The 14,380-nt window shown below is 62.1% G+C and carries 21 protein-coding genes and 1 pseudogene; 9 read left to right on the top strand and 13 right to left on the bottom strand.

Annotated features, from left to right (window positions below):
* The first annotated feature begins 69 nt into the window (after nt 1–69).
* From CI41S_RS23870 to CI41S_RS23845, 6 genes are read left to right on the top strand one after another with little or no spacing between them, the layout of a single operon-like run.
* On the top strand, nt 70–543 hold the full coding sequence (locus CI41S_RS23870; protein ID WP_139480509.1) for a DUF2231 domain-containing protein: 474 nt from the start codon (nt 70–72) through the stop codon (nt 541–543).
* The gene (locus CI41S_RS23865) at nt 543–1,886 is read left to right on the top strand and encodes a PQQ-dependent sugar dehydrogenase (RefSeq protein ID WP_139861821.1); all 1,344 of its coding nucleotides are present in this window, start codon (nt 543–545) and stop codon (nt 1,884–1,886) included. Before CI41S_RS23870 ends, CI41S_RS23865 begins: the two co-directional genes overlap by 1 nt.
* A 50-nt stretch (nt 1,887–1,936) precedes the next feature.
* Nucleotides 1,937–2,281: a cupin domain-containing protein gene (locus tag CI41S_RS23860; RefSeq protein ID WP_139480511.1), complete on the top strand. Its 345-nt coding sequence runs from the start codon at nt 1,937–1,939 to the stop codon at nt 2,279–2,281.
* Nucleotides 2,282–2,290: 9 nt separating this feature from the next.
* Nucleotides 2,291–2,470 (top strand): hypothetical protein, encoded by a 180-nt coding sequence (locus CI41S_RS23855; protein WP_139480512.1) that lies wholly within the window; start codon nt 2,291–2,293, stop codon nt 2,468–2,470.
* 60 nt (nt 2,471–2,530) lie between these two features.
* Nucleotides 2,531–2,725, top strand: a complete 195-nt coding sequence (locus CI41S_RS23850; protein ID WP_139480513.1) for a hypothetical protein — start codon at nt 2,531–2,533, stop codon at nt 2,723–2,725.
* Between the two features lie 15 nt (nt 2,726–2,740).
* On the top strand, nt 2,741–2,968 hold the full coding sequence (locus CI41S_RS23845; protein ID WP_139861820.1) for a hypothetical protein: 228 nt from the start codon (nt 2,741–2,743) through the stop codon (nt 2,966–2,968).
* A gap of 215 nt (nt 2,969–3,183) precedes the next feature.
* Here the strand turns inward: CI41S_RS23845 and CI41S_RS23840 are convergent, their stop codons facing one another.
* The 5 genes from CI41S_RS23840 to CI41S_RS23825 form a co-directional block, all read right to left on the bottom strand.
* Nucleotides 3,184–3,615 (bottom strand): CBS domain-containing protein, encoded by a 432-nt coding sequence (locus CI41S_RS23840; RefSeq protein WP_139861819.1) that lies wholly within the window; start codon nt 3,613–3,615, stop codon nt 3,184–3,186.
* 382 nt (nt 3,616–3,997) lie between these two features.
* Nucleotides 3,998–4,213 (bottom strand): MgtC/SapB family protein, encoded by a 216-nt coding sequence (locus tag CI41S_RS44570; RefSeq protein ID WP_244626700.1) that lies wholly within the window; start codon nt 4,211–4,213, stop codon nt 3,998–4,000.
* Nucleotides 4,137–4,547 (bottom strand): MgtC/SapB family protein, encoded by a 411-nt coding sequence (locus CI41S_RS23835; protein WP_244626671.1) that lies wholly within the window; start codon nt 4,545–4,547, stop codon nt 4,137–4,139. The genes CI41S_RS44570 and CI41S_RS23835 overlap by 77 nt, the downstream gene beginning before the upstream one ends.
* The gene (locus CI41S_RS23830; protein ID WP_139861818.1) at nt 4,474–5,226 is read right to left on the bottom strand and encodes a DUF72 domain-containing protein; all 753 of its coding nucleotides are present in this window, start codon (nt 5,224–5,226) and stop codon (nt 4,474–4,476) included. The genes CI41S_RS23835 and CI41S_RS23830 overlap by 74 nt, the downstream gene beginning before the upstream one ends.
* Before the next feature lie 124 nt (nt 5,227–5,350).
* The gene (locus tag CI41S_RS23825; protein ID WP_139861817.1) at nt 5,351–7,138 is read right to left on the bottom strand and encodes a thiamine pyrophosphate-requiring protein; all 1,788 of its coding nucleotides are present in this window, start codon (nt 7,136–7,138) and stop codon (nt 5,351–5,353) included.
* 172 nt (nt 7,139–7,310) lie between these two features.
* Here CI41S_RS23825 and CI41S_RS44565 point away from each other — a divergent pair, with 172 nt between their 5' ends.
* Nucleotides 7,311–7,562 (top strand): VOC family protein, encoded by a 252-nt coding sequence (locus CI41S_RS44565; protein WP_244626670.1) that lies wholly within the window; start codon nt 7,311–7,313, stop codon nt 7,560–7,562.
* A 309-nt stretch (nt 7,563–7,871) separates the two neighbouring features.
* Here the strand turns inward: CI41S_RS44565 and CI41S_RS23815 are convergent.
* A pseudogene (locus CI41S_RS23815) lies at nt 7,872–8,266 on the bottom strand (DUF4142 domain-containing protein).
* A gap of 152 nt (nt 8,267–8,418) precedes the next feature.
* A complete protein-coding gene (locus CI41S_RS23810; protein ID WP_139861816.1) occupies nt 8,419–8,907 on the bottom strand; it encodes a YciE/YciF ferroxidase family protein in 489 nt (162 codons plus the stop codon).
* A 224-nt stretch (nt 8,908–9,131) separates the two neighbouring features.
* Between CI41S_RS23810 and CI41S_RS23805 the strand changes: the two genes are divergently transcribed.
* Nucleotides 9,132–9,335 carry a CsbD family protein gene (locus tag CI41S_RS23805; protein ID WP_139480521.1) on the top strand — a complete coding sequence of 68 codons (204 nt, stop codon included), beginning with the start codon at nt 9,132–9,134 and terminating at the stop codon, nt 9,333–9,335.
* Between the two features lie 99 nt (nt 9,336–9,434).
* On the top strand, nt 9,435–10,043 hold the full coding sequence (locus tag CI41S_RS23800; protein WP_139861815.1) for a cysteine hydrolase family protein: 609 nt from the start codon (nt 9,435–9,437) through the stop codon (nt 10,041–10,043).
* A gap of 259 nt (nt 10,044–10,302) precedes the next feature.
* Here the strand turns inward: CI41S_RS23800 and CI41S_RS23795 are convergent, their stop codons facing one another.
* From CI41S_RS23795 to CI41S_RS23770, 6 genes are read right to left on the bottom strand one after another with little or no spacing between them, the layout of a single operon-like run.
* Nucleotides 10,303–11,163, bottom strand: coding sequence for a VOC family protein (locus tag CI41S_RS23795; RefSeq protein ID WP_347339262.1), 861 nt, complete (start codon nt 11,161–11,163; stop codon nt 10,303–10,305).
* A gap of 15 nt (nt 11,164–11,178) precedes the next feature.
* Nucleotides 11,179–12,066, bottom strand: a complete 888-nt coding sequence (locus CI41S_RS23790; RefSeq protein WP_139861813.1) for a VOC family protein — start codon at nt 12,064–12,066, stop codon at nt 11,179–11,181.
* Nucleotides 12,063–12,809: a TetR/AcrR family transcriptional regulator gene (locus tag CI41S_RS23785; RefSeq protein ID WP_139480524.1), complete on the bottom strand. Its 747-nt coding sequence runs from the start codon at nt 12,807–12,809 to the stop codon at nt 12,063–12,065. Before CI41S_RS23785 ends, CI41S_RS23790 begins: the two co-directional genes overlap by 4 nt.
* Nucleotides 12,796–13,119, bottom strand: a complete 324-nt coding sequence (locus tag CI41S_RS23780) for a non-heme iron oxygenase ferredoxin subunit (protein WP_139480525.1) — start codon at nt 13,117–13,119, stop codon at nt 12,796–12,798. The genes CI41S_RS23785 and CI41S_RS23780 overlap by 14 nt, the downstream gene beginning before the upstream one ends.
* Nucleotides 13,116–13,847, bottom strand: coding sequence for an SDR family NAD(P)-dependent oxidoreductase (locus CI41S_RS23775; RefSeq protein WP_210241721.1), 732 nt, complete (start codon nt 13,845–13,847; stop codon nt 13,116–13,118). Before CI41S_RS23775 ends, CI41S_RS23780 begins: the two co-directional genes overlap by 4 nt.
* Before the next feature lie 43 nt (nt 13,848–13,890).
* On the bottom strand, nt 13,891–14,376 hold the full coding sequence (locus CI41S_RS23770; RefSeq protein ID WP_139480527.1) for an aromatic-ring-hydroxylating dioxygenase subunit beta: 486 nt from the start codon (nt 14,374–14,376) through the stop codon (nt 13,891–13,893).
* Nucleotides 14,377–14,380: the final 4 nt, after the last annotated feature.

Genomic DNA, 14,380 nt, shown 5'->3' with positions numbered 1-14,380 from the left:
GGGCCGGCTCGGTCCACTTAGGAACCAGACTCCAAACGCCCCGTTGAGGCCTCATTCGGAGATGCGCAAATGCACGAGGTCGTCACGGTCCCTACGCATTCGGTCAATCCGGCCTCGACGGCGCGGATCGGCTCGCATCCGATCCATCCAATGCTGGTGCCGTTTCCGATCGCGTGCTTTGTCGGCACCTTGGTGACCGACATTGCCTACTGGCAGACGGCGGAGATGCAGTGGGCCAACTTTTCCGCCTGGTTGCTGTTCGCGGGGCTGATCATGGGCGGCCTCGCGGCGATCGCTGGCCTGATCGACTTCCTGAGCAATCGCCTGATCCGTGGCTTGGCCTATGCCTGGCTTCATATGATCGGCAACGTGGTTGTAATGTTGCTGGCACTGTTCAACGCTTTCATTCACAGCCGCGACGCCTGGACCTCCGTGGTACCCACCGGACTGATGCTGTCGGCGCTGACGGTTCTCGTCATGCTGTGCACGGGCTGGCTCGGCTGGGCGATGGTCTATCGGCATCGGGTCGGAGTGATAGGCTGATGCGGTTCGATCTGACAAACATCACTCAAATTGCAGTGGTGGCGGCGCTGGCGGCCGGATTAAGCCTTCCCGGCTGCAGCAGGGAGACGGCGCCTGATCCGAAGACCCAGACCGGCGCGCGTCCCGATTTGCCGGCATTAGAGCAGTATTTGATGCCGCCGATGCATGTCGCCTCGGTCGTCGGCTGGAAGCAGGGCGAGAAGCCAAAGGTGCCGGACACGTTGCAGATCAATGCACTCGCCACCGGCCTGCAGCATCCGCGCTCGCTCTATGTGTTGCCCAACGGCGACATCCTGGTCGTCGAGTCCAAGGCGCCGGGGACGGAGCCGATCAAGCGACCAAAGGACTTCATCATGAAATGGGTGGAGTCGTGGGCGACCTCCGGCGGCGATACCGGCGAAAGCAATCGCATCACGCTGCTGCGCGGCGCCAAAGGCGATGGTAAGCCGGAGGTGCAGAGCGTCTTCCTCGACCACCTTCATTCGCCATTCGGTGTCGCGCTGGTCGGCAACGATCTGTATGTCGCAAACACCGATGCGATCGTTCGATATCCGTATCACGAGGGCGATACCAGGATCACCGAGCCGGGGCAGACCCTGACCCAGCTTCCGGGCGGGCCGATCGACCATCATTGGACCAAGAGCCTCGTGGCGAGCCCGGACGGCGGACTGCTCTATGTCGGTGTCGGCTCCAACAGCAACATCACCGAGAACGGGATGGAGGCGGAGAAGAACCGCGCCGCCATCCTCGAGGTCGACCGCGCGACCGGGCGCTGGAAGATCTTTGCCAGCGGGTTGCGCAATCCAAACGGACTGACCTTCGAGCCGCAAAGCCGCGCGCTGTGGACTGTTGTCAACGAGCGCGACGAGATCGGCCCGAATCTCGTGCCGGATTATCTGACGTCGGTGAAGGAGGGGGGCTTCTACGGCTGGCCGTACAGCTATTTCGGTCACAACGTCGATCCGCGCGTGCAGCCGCAGCGGCCGGATCTGGTTTCGAAGGCGATCGTTCCGGATTACGCGTTGAGCTCGCACGTCGCGCCGCTGGGACTTGTCTTCGCGACGGGGGACAGCCTGCCAGCGCCATATCGGGGCGGCGCTTTCGTCGGCGAGCATGGCAGCTGGAATCGACCGCAGCTCAACGGCTACAAGGTCGTCTATGTGCCGTTCGCCGAAGGCCATCCAAATGGGTCCGCGCAGGACGTCGTCACCGGATTCCTCAACGAGGACGAGAAATCCCGCGGCCGGCCGGTGGGCCTGGCATTCGACAAATCCGGCGCGTTGCTGATTGCCGACGATGTCGGCAACACCGTGTGGCGCGTGACTGGCTCGGGCTGGCTCTAACGGCGCCAGGTCCGCACAGCGGCAGCGCGCACAAACGATAGGAGAACGTCATGAAGGACAGCACGGTCAAGAAAGTGTCGGTCAGCACGTCGCCGAAAGGCGCGCTGGGGCAGACCTATCTCGTCTCGGGCAAGAGGCTCGCGATGCGGCTGTGGGACCGTGAACAGCCTCAACAAGGCGCGTCGGATCAGCGCGATTACGAGACGGTCGGGTATGTCATCGATGGACTCGCGGAGCTGACTGTGGAAGGGCAGACCATCCGCCTGGCGCCTGGTGACTCCTGGCTGGTGCCCGCGGGATCACAGCACAGCTATCGCATTCTGGAACCGTTCACGGCGATCGAGGCCACTGCGCCGCCGGCGCAGGTCCGTGGCCGCGACCAGCCCCGATCGTAGGGGTTAGCGGTGTCGAACATGCTCGAGGAAAAGCTGAGGGAAGCCATCATCGCCGAGCTAAAGCGGCAGGCCGCCGACCGACCGGAGCTGCTCCGCGTGCAGGATGCTGGAGACCTGGCCGTTCACGGCAGCATCGATCTCGACGCGCTAGTGATGGTGATCGCCGGCTCGGTCGCGGGCGGGCCTTGAGGAACCGTCGGCTTAGGAACTGATCGCCATGTCGGCGCTTCTGCTGTTGAGGAGATCGACATGACTAGAAAACCAGTGACGCAGGATTCCGGCCGCTCGAGCGACTGGGGATCCCACGCGCAAACCGACAAGCCCTGGAAGGGCAATCCCGAAAAGGAGCAGCGGACCGGACACGAGAAGAGTTCCGGAAGCAAGAAGCACTCCGGGGATGAGAAGCCGGATCTGGAAAAGTGGCATGAATCGAACACGCATTAGCCGGCGGATGTGACGATGTCCGCTTTTCGCTTTGCAATTGTCGACGATCAGCGCATCATCGAGCCGACGGGTCAGCCGGTCGAGGATCGCGACCAAGCCATTGCCGTCGCCAAGCGCCTTGCAATCGACCTTGCCGAGACCCGGCAGGAATATCTGGGCCGTGGCTGCTTCGTCTCGGTGATTGGCAACGACGCGCGTGAAATTCACCGCGAGAGTATCGACAGCGCCGAGAAGAGCAGCTGATGGCTCTCGGGCGGATGCCTGGCGCGTGTCCGCCAGGCGAGTTCATTGGCAGGCCTAATCGGAGCTCACATAGTTGGCGCGCCAGAGCAGCGCCGTGACGATCAACGCGATGATCCCCACGGCGATCACGATCCACGGCAGGTAGTCGGTCATTGGAGTACCTTGAACGCCCGGCTCCGCGCGCCAAAGCCGCGGAGCCGGGCATAACCCGAAATCTAGACTTGCGCATGCTGCGTTGTCGGCCGCGAGATCTGGCTCAGGGCCGCACCGGTGGCGCCGTTCGCGTGGATCTGGGCGATATCGCCGAGTGCGATAATACCAACGAGGCGCTTGTCACGGTTGAGCACTGGCAGACGGCGAACCTGGATCGCTCCCATGTTTTGGGTGATGTCTTCAAGCTCCTGATCCTCGAAGCAGTACTTCACCTCGGCGGTCATGACGTCACCGACCCGAGAGTCCGGACTGCGGCCCATCCCGATGCCACGAAGTGCGATGTCTCGATCGGTGATCATGCCGACCAGGCGTTCGTTGTCGGCGACAGGCAATAGGCCGACACCGAGCATCGCCATGGCCTCTGCGGCGTCGCGTAGCGTGTCGTCGGGGGTGCACAGCTGGACTTCCTGCGTCATCGCATCGGAAACCTTCATAGTCGCCTCTCCGGTGGTTAGTTGCTTCAATCGCCTAACGATGTGACTGGTGGGGCGTTCCTAACTTTGTCGCCGTATGCGTGCCAAGATACCGGGCGCTTTCAGCGCACGAATGCACGGGCGGAACGGCGTACTACTTGCCGTTCTCGGTGGTCAGTTCGAAGGATTTGATGACGAATTGCTTTTCAAGCGACTGCAAAAGGTCGACCCGCGGATAGGCCATTTCTGGTCGCCGCCACGACACCTTCAAAGACGTAATCTGCGTTGGTGGAGCCGTCGCGGCGTCTGTGCTCCTGAAATCGACCCGCATAGTTTTGGGAGTGCATCGATCACGCTGAAATCAGCCTCCAGGTTACAGTCAGCGACGCGCGGTGGCGTCTGGTCAACCCATTTGAGGACGAGAGGGTGACAACCCCAATGACGGTTGCGATGCAGCCCAGCACAGGCTGGCCGCACCGAGATAGAGGCCGATCACCGTAATCAGCCAGAGCGTCCCGGCCGTCGTCACGCCGGTGACAAGGTCACCTTTCTTGAGGATTGTGCCGCCAATAAAGCCGACGCCTGTCAGAATACTGAGCGGGAGCCGCATCAGGTCCATGACCGTGATGAGCCCGAATCCTTTCCGTCGAGGCTGAGAAGGAGGTTGCCCGGATCATCGACAGCGAGGCGGCGAGGCCGACAAGAATTGTGGTCCTAAGTCCGGCGGCATGCCCGCGCGCCCCGCGGTCAAAGCCGATGATGGCGCTCGCCAAAATGGTCAAGGCGATCCGGATGGCAATGTCGGTCCGGGTGGGATGAAGGGCATATCCCGTCTCGGTTCCTTTTGCTGGGAGCCAGTGCGGGTGGAATTGTTCGTTCCTATTGCGTCGCCCGCCGCGGAAGCGTTGATCCGAGCAGTTGGCAAAGTCTCTTGGCGTCGGCCGGTGCCGCACTTTTCTGGTCGTTGTCGAAGTAGACGTAGACGTCACATCCCTGCCGCTTCCAGCCGCGGATACGCTTTGCCCAATCGACGAGTTCGGCCTGGGTGTAGTGCCCGCTGTAGCGGCCTCCCGGGCCATGACCTCGAACATAGACAAAATCGGCGGTCCGATTCCACGGCGCCGGAGCGTCGTGATGATCGGAAATGCACAGCGCGATGTTACGGCCCGCCAGGAGCTTCAGGATGCGCGGCTCGTACCAGCTAGGATGGCGAAACTCGAAAGAGTATCGCCGCCGCCGTTTCAATAGCTTGAGGAAAGTGGCCAGCCGGTCGGCGTCGATCATGAAGTTCGGCGGCAGCTGGAACAGGATCGGACCGGCCTTGTCGCGCAACAGCGACAGCCGGTCTTCGAGCAGTTCAAGACTATTGACCGAGCTTTCGGAGAGACGCTTCCAGTGCGTGATGAATTTCGACGCCTTCCAGGCAAAGACAAAATCCTTATCGGTCGCATCCCGCCAGCCTGCCACGGCCTTTTCCGTCGGTGTGCGATAGAACACGCCGTTCAGTTCCGTGGTCGGGAACTGGGTCGCGTAATAGTCAAGTTGCTGCTTGAGCGGCAATCCCTTGGGAAAGAACGGGCCACGCCAGGACGAGTAGTGCCAGCCGGATGTACCGATCAGAACGCGCGCCATGCGATGGTCCAAGTGTTGGTGATCCCGTTGCACGAGGTAAGTTGGGCTTCCCGATCAAATATCGAGCCGTCCTGCAGCGCTGGGAAGCGGGCGCGCTTGTTCGCGAAATGCCTCAGCGCCCGCCTCATTCCTTGCCTGGAAGGATCGTTTCCAGCACCTGCCGTGCCGTGCCGCGGATCACGCCAGCCTCGTTCGGATCGCCCTTGGCCAGCGCAATGGAGAAGTTCTTGGCCTGCTCCAGCGTGATGTGCGGCGGGAGTGGCGGCACTTCTGGATCGGTCTTCACCTCGAGAACCACAGGCGCGTCACTCGCCAACGCCTGGTCCCAGGCTGGTCCGACGAGATCGGGCCGATCGACATAGATGCCGCGCAGTCCGATCATCTCCGCGAAGCGGGAGTAGGAGACGTCAGGGATACGCTGCGAGGCCTCGAACTTCGGATCGGCGTTGATGATCCGCTGCTCCCAGGTCACCTGATTGAGGTCCTCGTTGTTGAATACGCAAACGATCCAGCGATGGTCTTTCCACTGCCGCCAGTATTTCGCGACCGTGATCAGCTCGGCCATGTTGTTCATCTGCATGGCGCCGTCGCCGACCAGCGCGATCACGGGACGGTCGGGCGCAACATATTTTGCCGCGATGGCGTAGGGGACGGCGGCTCCCATCGAGGCCAGGCCGCCCGAGAGCGAGGCGTCGATGCCGCGCCGCATCTTGAGATCGCGCGCGAACCAGTTTGCGCAGGAGCCGGAATCGCTGGTGATGATGGCGCGGTCGGGAATACGGGGTGATAGCTCCCAGGTGACGCGCTGCGGATTGACCGGCTTGGCGGGCTGCCGCGCGCGGTCCTCCAGTGTCGTCCACCACTCGCGGACCTTGCCCTCGATGGCGTTGCGCCAGCCGTCCGGGCTCTTTTGCTTCAGCCTCGGTAGCAAGGCGCGGAGTGTCTCGGCGGCGTCGCCGACCAGGCCGACCTCCATCGGAAAGCGGATCGACAGCATGCTGGCATCGATGTCGATCTGAACGCCACGGGCGCTGCCCTCCTTCGGCAGGAACTCCGAATAGGGGAAGGCGGAGCCTACCATCAGCAATGTGTCGCATTCCATCATCAGGTCGTAGCTCGGCTCGGTGCCGAGCAGTCCGATCGAGCCAGTAACCCAGGGAAGGTCGTCGGGCAGGACCGCTTTTCCTAGCAGCGCCTTCGCGCAGCCGGCCGACAACCGGTCTGCGGCGGCGATGACCTCGTCGGTTGCACCAAGCGCGCCAGCCCCGACCAGCATGGCAACCTTCCTTCCGGCATTGAGAATGTCAGCGGCGCGGTCGAGGTCGGCCTCATGCGGGATGACGCGGGGCGGGGTGTAGCCGATACCGGAATGCAGAGTGCCATGAGCGCGCGGCGGATCCTGGTAACTCTCCTCCTGAAGATCGTTCGGAAGGATCACCGCGGTCACGGTGCGCCGAGCCAATGCGATGCGTGCCGCACGATCGATCAGATGGCGGACCTGCGCAGGCGCGGCGGCCTGGGCGACATAGGCGCTGGCCACGTCCTTGAACATCGCGACGAGGTCGAGTTCCTGCTGGTACTGACCGCCGAGCGCATTGCGCGCCTGCTGGCCGACGAGGGCGAGCACCGGCTGATGGTCCAGCAGCGCGTCATAGAGGCCGGTCGTGAGGTGCGAGGCGCCTGGCCCCGAGGTCGCAATGCATACTCCGAGACGTCCGGAGAATTTTGCGTAGGCCGAGGCCATGAACGCGGCCATTTCTTCGTGACGCGCCTGGATGAATTCGATCCGGCCGCCGGCGCGGTTGAGTGCGCCGAACACGCCGTTGATGCCGTCACCGGGGTAGCCGAAGATGTGCCGCACACCCCAATCGTGCAGGCGGTGGACGACGAAGTCGCTGACGGTCTGGGACATGGCGGCTCGCTTGATAAGGTTGCGCTGCCAATCCTGAACTATCGGATCCGCGACGTGTTCCAATGGGGACGGAGTGCGCGAGCTCGAGCACGATAGGAACGCGTAGTGCAAAACTTCGTTTGAGATGCGCTTGGACGTGTGCAGAGCGAGCTAAGCGGCGGGAGGGATTATCATGCCGATTGACTTCAATCACACCATCGTTCCGGCGCGTGACAGCAAGGCTTCCGCTAAGTTCGTGACGGATGTGTTGGGCTTGTCGGCGCCCCGCCATTGGGGGCCATTCCAGATGGTCACCACAGCCAACGGCGCCAACCTGGATTACAAAGACTCCCAGGCCGACATTCCGCGTCAGCACTACGCGCGTTCCTCGTCGGCGAGGATGAATTCGATGCGATCTTCAAGCGCATCCGGGATCGAAAACTGACTTATTGGGCGGATCCCAGTCAACAAAGGGCGGGTGAGATCAACAACCACGACGGCGGACGTGGACTCTATTTCGAGGAACTGAACGGCCATCTGCTCGAGATCATAACGAGGCCTTATGGCAGTGGCGGCTGGAACCCCTGAGTGGATTTCGAAATTAGCGCCGATAGAGCAGGCCGAAGATCAGCGCGACCGCCGCAAAGATCGCGATCATGCAGGAAACACGCGGGCCGGGCTGGCCGACCCGCTATCCCGCGAGTCTGCGGGGAACGCGCCGGCAAGCATTTTGGCGTTTGCCGGCGCCGGTCGGCTACTTTCGGTTCTTGTCAAGATCCTGCGCCATCGCGAGATGGTGCTGAAGCGCCGGCAAGGTCTTGCCGGCCCAATCCTTCAGCTTTTGATCGTCGCCGCCTTTGGCGTAGCGTTCGAACAGCGAGACCGCATCCTTGTGCGCGCTGACTTGCATCGGATCGTACTCGATGGCGAAATCCTCCGCCTTGGCGTCGCGCAGCCGCCCGAGCTTCTTCCCGGAGCTGTCGTGAGGCTGGTCGGCAACGCCGACTTCATCTCGCCGCTGACCATGTCCTTCAATTCCGTACTGGTCTTGGTGTGATCCTTCACCATCTGATCGGCGAATTTCTTTTCGGCCGCGTTGCCCTTCTGCTGGGCAATCTTCGCCGCCTCGATCTCCAGCATGTCGCTCATTGCGACTTCCTTGATGAAATCTTCCGTCTTCGGCGCGATACCGAGGACCGAATTGACGCCGGTTTTCTCACCCACCGATTGGGCCAGCGCGGGGAATGCTAGCCCGCAGCCGATGGCGATCGCCAGAATGGTTCGCTTCATCGCTCGTGTCCTCAGGCGGCTTCGGCGTTGATGGCGCTGACAGCGAGCTTGGTGAGCGCCTCATCCGTCTTCTTTTCCTCGGCCAGGGTCTGGTCGATGAGCTTGACGGCATCCTTCATGCTGAGCCGGTCCGCCCATGCCTTCAAGGTGCCGTAACGGGCGATTTCGTAATGCTCGACCGCCTGGGCCGCCGAGAGCAGGCCCGCATCAAGCGCCGGCGTGTCGGCATACTCCTCCATGATCTCCTTGCCTTCATCGATGATGCCCTCGATCGCGTCGCACTTCTTGCCGCGCGCCGGCTTGCCAATCAGCTCGAAGATCTGCTCGAGCCGCTCGATCTGTCCTTCGGTCTCGTCATGATGCTTCTCAAAGGCGGCGCGGAGATCGTCGGACTCGGCGGCCTTGGCCATTCGCGGCAATGCCTTGAGGATCTGCTTTTCCGCGTAATAGATGTCCTTGAGGGTATCGAGGAAGAGGGCGCTGAGATCTTTGTCCGGCATTGGTCGCTCCGTCAGTTGGGTGAATAGTTCGGACTGCCAACACGAGTGCAGAAGGCAAGTTCCTATCCCGGATCAACGCGCGGCAAAGCGCCTCGTCGGCCGTCGCGCCGTCACGCGCACGGCGATGGGGTTTTGCCGGATTGCGAAGTCTTGCCGCAAGGCGATTACGGAACGAAGTCTCGGCCGGCCGGTTGGTCGGTCTCATCGTTCAAGGGAGAACCGCGATGGATTGGAATCGTGTCGAAGGCAACTGGAAGCAGGTCAAGGGCAAGGTCAAGGAGCAGTGGGGCAAGCTGACCGACGACGACCTCGATGTGATCGCCGGCAAGCAGGATCAGCTTGAAGGCCGCCTGCAGCAGCGCTACGGCTATGCCAAGGATCAGGCCGCGAAGGAAGTGAACGACTGGTACAGCCGCCAGAAATGGTGAACCGGCCGTGCCGCGGGCTCCATACCGTGGGGCCTCTTGTGGCCTGAACGGCTGATCTTGCGTGTGACAGCATCCGGTCGGCGCGAGCAGGAATCAGCGATGGGACAGCTTCTCAGCCCACCCGGTCCCCGGGCGGTGCACCTGTGCATCGATATGCAGCGGCTGTTCGAGCCAGCAGCGCCCTGGGCAACGCCTTGGATGAGCCGCGTGCTGCCGCGTATCGTCGAATTGGCGCGGCATGCGCCTGAACGTACCCTGTTCACGCGTTTTATTCCACCGCGCTCAAAGCATGACGCGCGAGGGATATGGCGCGCCTACTATGAAAAATGGGAATGCGTAACCCGTGAGCGGCTTGATCCGGAACTGATAGAGCTCGTACCGGCACTCGCCACCTGTGTGCCGCCAGCCGTCGTTTTCGATCGGCAGATCTACAGCGCATTCGGCAACGGACGTCTGCAAGCTCATCTGGATGCACACGGGGTCGATGCGCTCATTGTTTCGGGCGGGGAGACCGACGTTTGCGTACTCGCCACTGTGTTGGCGGCAATCGATATCGGATATCGGGTGATCGTGGTCGAGGACGCGCTGTGCAGTTCATCCGACCAAAGTCATGACGCGCTGTTGCAGCTTTATGCCGAACGGTTCAGCATCCAGATCGAGGTGGCGTCCACGGCCGATATCCTGCGCGTTTGGTCCGTCAGTGGCTGAGGAACGACACTCCACGCCCAGACCGAGGAAGTAAATCCCCGCCCGCAATCCGGTATCGGCCAGTGCGTTCGAGACGACTGATAGCAGCGGACTGCAAAGGGTTTCGCAAGTATAGTCTGCACCGACCCGGACGGTCGGGGGACCGTTCAACCATTCCCCCACCGGTCGTGTTTCATTCCGCCAGCTTCGGGTTCTGTCGGCGGCGGAAGTTGAGCATGGCTATATCAAAGTCTCCTCTGGTGCCGAGAGCCGACTTCGCCTAACGGGGGCGGCCGGACCTTGCACCCCACATGCAGAGGCTTGACGGTTCGAAGCCGAATTGTCGGGGTCGGTGTCCTTCTTCGTCCTCGATTTCATCGACACCGACGGAATATTCGAACACCATTGCGTCCGGTCCCTGAAAATACAGAAACCGCGCTCCGGAGGTTGGGTGACGACCCGGACCGAAGACGATCGGAACGCGCTGACCTGACAAATGATAGTACGAACGCAAGACATCGTCATTGCTCTCGACCTGATGGTTGATGTGATGCACGCCGGGGCCGCGTCCCGGCGCCAGCGCCACGGTATGGTGGATGGCGTTGACCCGCATCAACGCGATATCGCCGATGCGGTCACTGACGCGGGCATTGCAGACCTGGGTCCAGAACAGCTCGTCGCGCAACGGATCAGTCGTAAAGAGACCGACATGGCTGAAGCCGGTGATGCCGGCATCGCGCGTGGCAAAATATCGCTTGCCGTTGCGTTCGGGGCGCACGACGAGTTCGATCTGGTTGCCGGTCGGATCCTTGAAGCCGATGAACGCTTTGACCTTGCGGAGCGCGCATTCATCCGGTGTACCGGCATGCACGGCATGACCAAGCGCGTCGAGTGTGGCGCCCGCGGCATTGAGCTTGTCCTGGTCGGCGATCTCGAAGGCAACTGTTTGGTCCTGCGGATCGCCCTCGAAATAGCAGAGCGTGTGCGCCCGATCGTCGGAGCGGAGATAGAGCGCTTGCTTCGCCTGTTCACCGACCTGAAGGCCAAGGCTTTTGGTGGCAAAGCTTTGCGCGTCCTCGAGGTTGGAGGCGCCCAGCCTTACGTAGGCGAGATCCCGCAATTCAATCATGTGCGCCTCCATTGTTTTCGGCGTTGATCAGTGGTCGGCCGGCTGCAGTTCGGGGATGCCTTGGCATTGGCTGCCCCACTCGCAGAGCGAGGTGGGATGCGCTGAAAACTGCCGAGGGTGATGACCGGGTTCGATGTCGTTGAGGCCGTGGGTGTATGAGAAGACGTGCCCCTCGGGTCCTTCGAACCTCAGGAAGATCTGTCCCGATGCTGGCTCGCGTCCGGGGCCATGCAGAACCCTGATCTGACGTTCTTGCACGAAATAGTGGCTCTGCATGACCGCATCCAGGCTCTCGACGCCGTAGCTGACGTAGAGAATCCCCGCGCGGTCGGACGGGTAGAGCGCAACGCGGTGGTGTTTTCGGTCGATCCCGAGATATGTGACGTCGCCGGCCCAGTCGCTGATCCGGGCACCGAGGATCGAGGTCCAGAAGCGCTGGTCGTCCTTCAACCGGGTGCTCCGCAGTCCGACGCCCTGCAATCCGGTGATGCCCGCGTCGCGGCTCGGAAAATAACGTCGGCCGCTTTGTGCGGGCCGCAACACCAAATCGATCTCGTTGCCGCTGGCGTCTTGCGCGATGACCGCGTCGCGCACAAAGCGCTGCCTGGATTCGTCCCGGTTGCTCCGGCGCACGATGAAACCGTCCGTCTGCAGCGCTTGTTCGATGCGCTCGAGGGCGGCTTCGTCGGATACCTCGATCCCGATTGACGACGCCGTCGGCTCCGGTACCAGCGACAGCGTGTGATAACGATCGTCCGACCGGAACAGGGCTTGCTTGTCCGGCACCGGTTGCAGGCCGAGAATGTCGGTTGCGAAAGTCGCCGCCGCGAGCGGCTCACGGACTGCGAGCCTGACGTAGCAGAGCGCGATCAGCGGGCTCTGTGGCGCTCTCTCGGTCGAATTCCGGCCCGTCATGTCCGCTTTCTCGATGGCTTGGGGAGCGAATCCTCGATGTGCTGCCGCACGATCTTGCGCCAGACCGCGAGCAGGCGCGAGAAGCGCTCTGGATCGTTCTCGATGAGCATTCTGACCGAGAAGCCGCGCACCACGCTCAGCGTGAGCGCAAGCACATCTCTGGCGAGCTGTTCCGGGATGCCCGATGATATCAGCGTGTCGAGCCAGGTCGCCTCGATCGAGAAACGGGTCTGCCGGGCGAACTGCTGGGTCTCGCGTTTGAGACGCCGGGTACTTTCATCGCTCATGCCGATGGCGAGCTCGATGAAGAAGTAGTCGCCGAAGAAGAAGTCCTGAGCGTCCTTGATGATGCTGTCGATCGGATCGCCGCCGTCATGTCGCGCCGATTGCGCACGGCGTGTACTCTGGGTGAACGTGACCTCGTTGACATAGGTCAGCACGGCCACCACAAGCTCGTGCTTGCTCGGGAAATGATGCATCAGCGCGCCGCGCGAAACGCCGGCGAGGTCGGCGACTTCGACGGTTCGCAAGCCGCCGAAGCCGTTCTGACGTATCAGCTTGACCGCTGCGTCCATGAGCTGCTTGCGCGTGGTCTCGCTGCGCTCCGCCTGGGTTCGCCGCGGCGCGTATTTCGGCTCCGCGGTGCTGTCGCGGCGCGATCTCAGCTTCTGCCGGGGGGCGGGCGTTCGCGACGAGCCTGCGGCACGGCGAGAATTGAGTTTTGGGTCTTCAGAATTCGACATAGACGCTGTCTTCTATCACCTTGACCGGAAAGGTCTTCAATGGAACCGTGCACGGCATGCCGGTCGGCGCGCCGCTGGTGACGTCGAATGTACCAAAATGCCAGGGGCATTCGACAATGTTTCCGGTCAGGATGCCTTCCTCGGACAACGACGCCTCGCCGTGGGTGCACAAGTCCGCCGTCGCATAGAGCGTCCCGCCCACATTGTAGATGGCAAGATTGGTGCCGTCCGGCATCGCGGCGGGACGGATTTCACCTTCGGGAAAGTCCTGGACCGTGCCCACGAGGATGCCGTTGATCGTGGTCGTCATAGCATGGTGCTTCCGCCGTTGACGCTGATGACCTGCCCGGTGACGAACGAGGCCTCTTTCGATGCGAGATAGCAAACCATCGATGCCACCTCGTCCATCTCGGCCGCACGCCCCATCGGTACGACGTCGATGAAGCGTTGCAGCGCCTTCGGCGCCTTGAGGGTAGCTTGCCGCACCTGGGGCGTATCGACGATACAGGGAGCGACGACGTTCACGGTGATGCCGTCCTTGGCAAACTCGCGCGCCAACCCGGTCGCCATCGCATGCACGCCTCCCTTGGCAGCGTTATAGGCGGCGTGATCCCAGAGCCCATTGCGGACCGAATCGGCCCCGATATTGACGATGCGGCCGTAGCCCCGGGCCTTCATGACCGGAACGGCGTGCCAGGTGCACCAGAGCGCAGTCCAGAGATTGCGGTCGACGGTCGTCCGTAGCGTGTCCGGCGTGTGGTCCAGGAACGGCTTGATGATCCCGCCGCCGGCATTGTTGACGAGAATGTCGAGCGTCCCGAAGCTGTCCACCGCCGACTTGATCACGGCGCCGGCGACGTCTTCGCGGGACAGGTCGCCGGCTTTGACGACCGGTCGCCTAGCGCCGCTCGCGGCGATGTCATCGGCAACGGCGCCAAGCCGCCCCTCGTCGATATCCGAAAGCACAAGCTGTGCACCGGCATCAGCGAAATGGCGGGCGATGACCGCGCCGATGCCGCTGGCGGCACCGGTCACCACGACGGATTGTCCTTGGAAGCGGAGAACCATGTCGTTCTCCGCCTCAAAGAACGATGCTGATACGACCGCTCGGACGCAGTCCGTCTCCGGCGAGCAGGCAGCGCTTCTCGCGGATGCGGAGGCCCTCGCCATCGAGCGCAAGCCGATACTTGTTAGTTCCGAAGTAGAGATCGGTGACGCCGTCCTTGGTCCGGAGTGTCTGGAAGACGCAACTGACGTCGATCTCGTCCTCGCGTTTGGCCTGGATCCGGACGTTGCCAACGATCCGGCTTGTCTTCGAATGCGGAAACTCGGCGTGGGCCGTCCGTTTCATCAGCCGCTTGACCCGCTCGCCGAGCCGGGTGCGATCGTCGGCGATATAGAACAGGTTGCTGTCCGACGAGGCGTTGGTCGGGAGGTCGGTGCAGGGTACCTCGTACTTTGCATCGTCCGTGAACAGCGTGAGCCATTCCGGCAGGCGCCATTGATCGAGCAACTCAGCCTCGTTGAACAGGAAGTCTTCCACGTCGTTTCGGCTTGGGGCTTGCATGTTG

This window comes from Bradyrhizobium ivorense, assembly GCF_900696085.1.
GTDB classification, from domain to species: Bacteria; Pseudomonadota; Alphaproteobacteria; order Rhizobiales; family Xanthobacteraceae; genus Bradyrhizobium; species Bradyrhizobium ivorense.
Note: the sequence above shows the minus strand (reverse complement) of the source record. Positions and strands in the feature narration are given on the sequence as shown.

Excerpts from the sequence above, each read along its gene's own strand:
- CI41S_RS23870 (WP_139480509.1), top strand. The coding sequence starts at position 70 with ATGCACGAGGTCGTCACGGTCCCTACGCATTCGGTCAATCCGGCCTCG.
- CI41S_RS23865 (WP_139861821.1), top strand. The coding sequence starts at position 543 with ATGCGGTTCGATCTGACAAACATCACTCAAATTGCAGTGGTGGCGGCG.
- CI41S_RS23860 (WP_139480511.1), top strand. The coding sequence starts at position 1,937 with ATGAAGGACAGCACGGTCAAGAAAGTGTCGGTCAGCACGTCGCCGAAA.
- CI41S_RS23850 (WP_139480513.1), top strand. The coding sequence starts at position 2,531 with ATGACTAGAAAACCAGTGACGCAGGATTCCGGCCGCTCGAGCGACTGG.
- CI41S_RS23845 (WP_139861820.1), top strand. The coding sequence starts at position 2,741 with ATGTCCGCTTTTCGCTTTGCAATTGTCGACGATCAGCGCATCATCGAG.
- CI41S_RS23840 (WP_139861819.1), bottom strand. The coding sequence starts at position 3,615 with ATGAAGGTTTCCGATGCGATGACGCAGGAAGTCCAGCTGTGCACCCCC.
- CI41S_RS44570 (WP_244626700.1), bottom strand. The coding sequence starts at position 4,213 with ATGGACCTGATGCGGCTCCCGCTCAGTATTCTGACAGGCGTCGGCTTT.
- CI41S_RS23830 (WP_139861818.1), bottom strand. The coding sequence starts at position 5,226 with ATGGCGCGCGTTCTGATCGGTACATCCGGCTGGCACTACTCGTCCTGG.
- CI41S_RS23825 (WP_139861817.1), bottom strand. The coding sequence starts at position 7,138 with ATGTCCCAGACCGTCAGCGACTTCGTCGTCCACCGCCTGCACGATTGG.
- CI41S_RS44565 (WP_244626670.1), top strand. The coding sequence starts at position 7,311 with ATGCCGATTGACTTCAATCACACCATCGTTCCGGCGCGTGACAGCAAG.
- CI41S_RS23810 (WP_139861816.1), bottom strand. The coding sequence starts at position 8,907 with ATGCCGGACAAAGATCTCAGCGCCCTCTTCCTCGATACCCTCAAGGAC.
- CI41S_RS23805 (WP_139480521.1), top strand. The coding sequence starts at position 9,132 with ATGGATTGGAATCGTGTCGAAGGCAACTGGAAGCAGGTCAAGGGCAAG.
- CI41S_RS23800 (WP_139861815.1), top strand. The coding sequence starts at position 9,435 with ATGGGACAGCTTCTCAGCCCACCCGGTCCCCGGGCGGTGCACCTGTGC.
- CI41S_RS23795 (WP_347339262.1), bottom strand. The coding sequence starts at position 11,163 with ATGGAGGCGCACATGATTGAATTGCGGGATCTCGCCTACGTAAGGCTG.
- CI41S_RS23790 (WP_139861813.1), bottom strand. The coding sequence starts at position 12,066 with ATGACGGGCCGGAATTCGACCGAGAGAGCGCCACAGAGCCCGCTGATC.
- CI41S_RS23785 (WP_139480524.1), bottom strand. The coding sequence starts at position 12,809 with ATGTCGAATTCTGAAGACCCAAAACTCAATTCTCGCCGTGCCGCAGGC.
- CI41S_RS23780 (WP_139480525.1), bottom strand. The coding sequence starts at position 13,119 with ATGACGACCACGATCAACGGCATCCTCGTGGGCACGGTCCAGGACTTT.
- CI41S_RS23770 (WP_139480527.1), bottom strand. The coding sequence starts at position 14,376 with ATGCAAGCCCCAAGCCGAAACGACGTGGAAGACTTCCTGTTCAACGAG.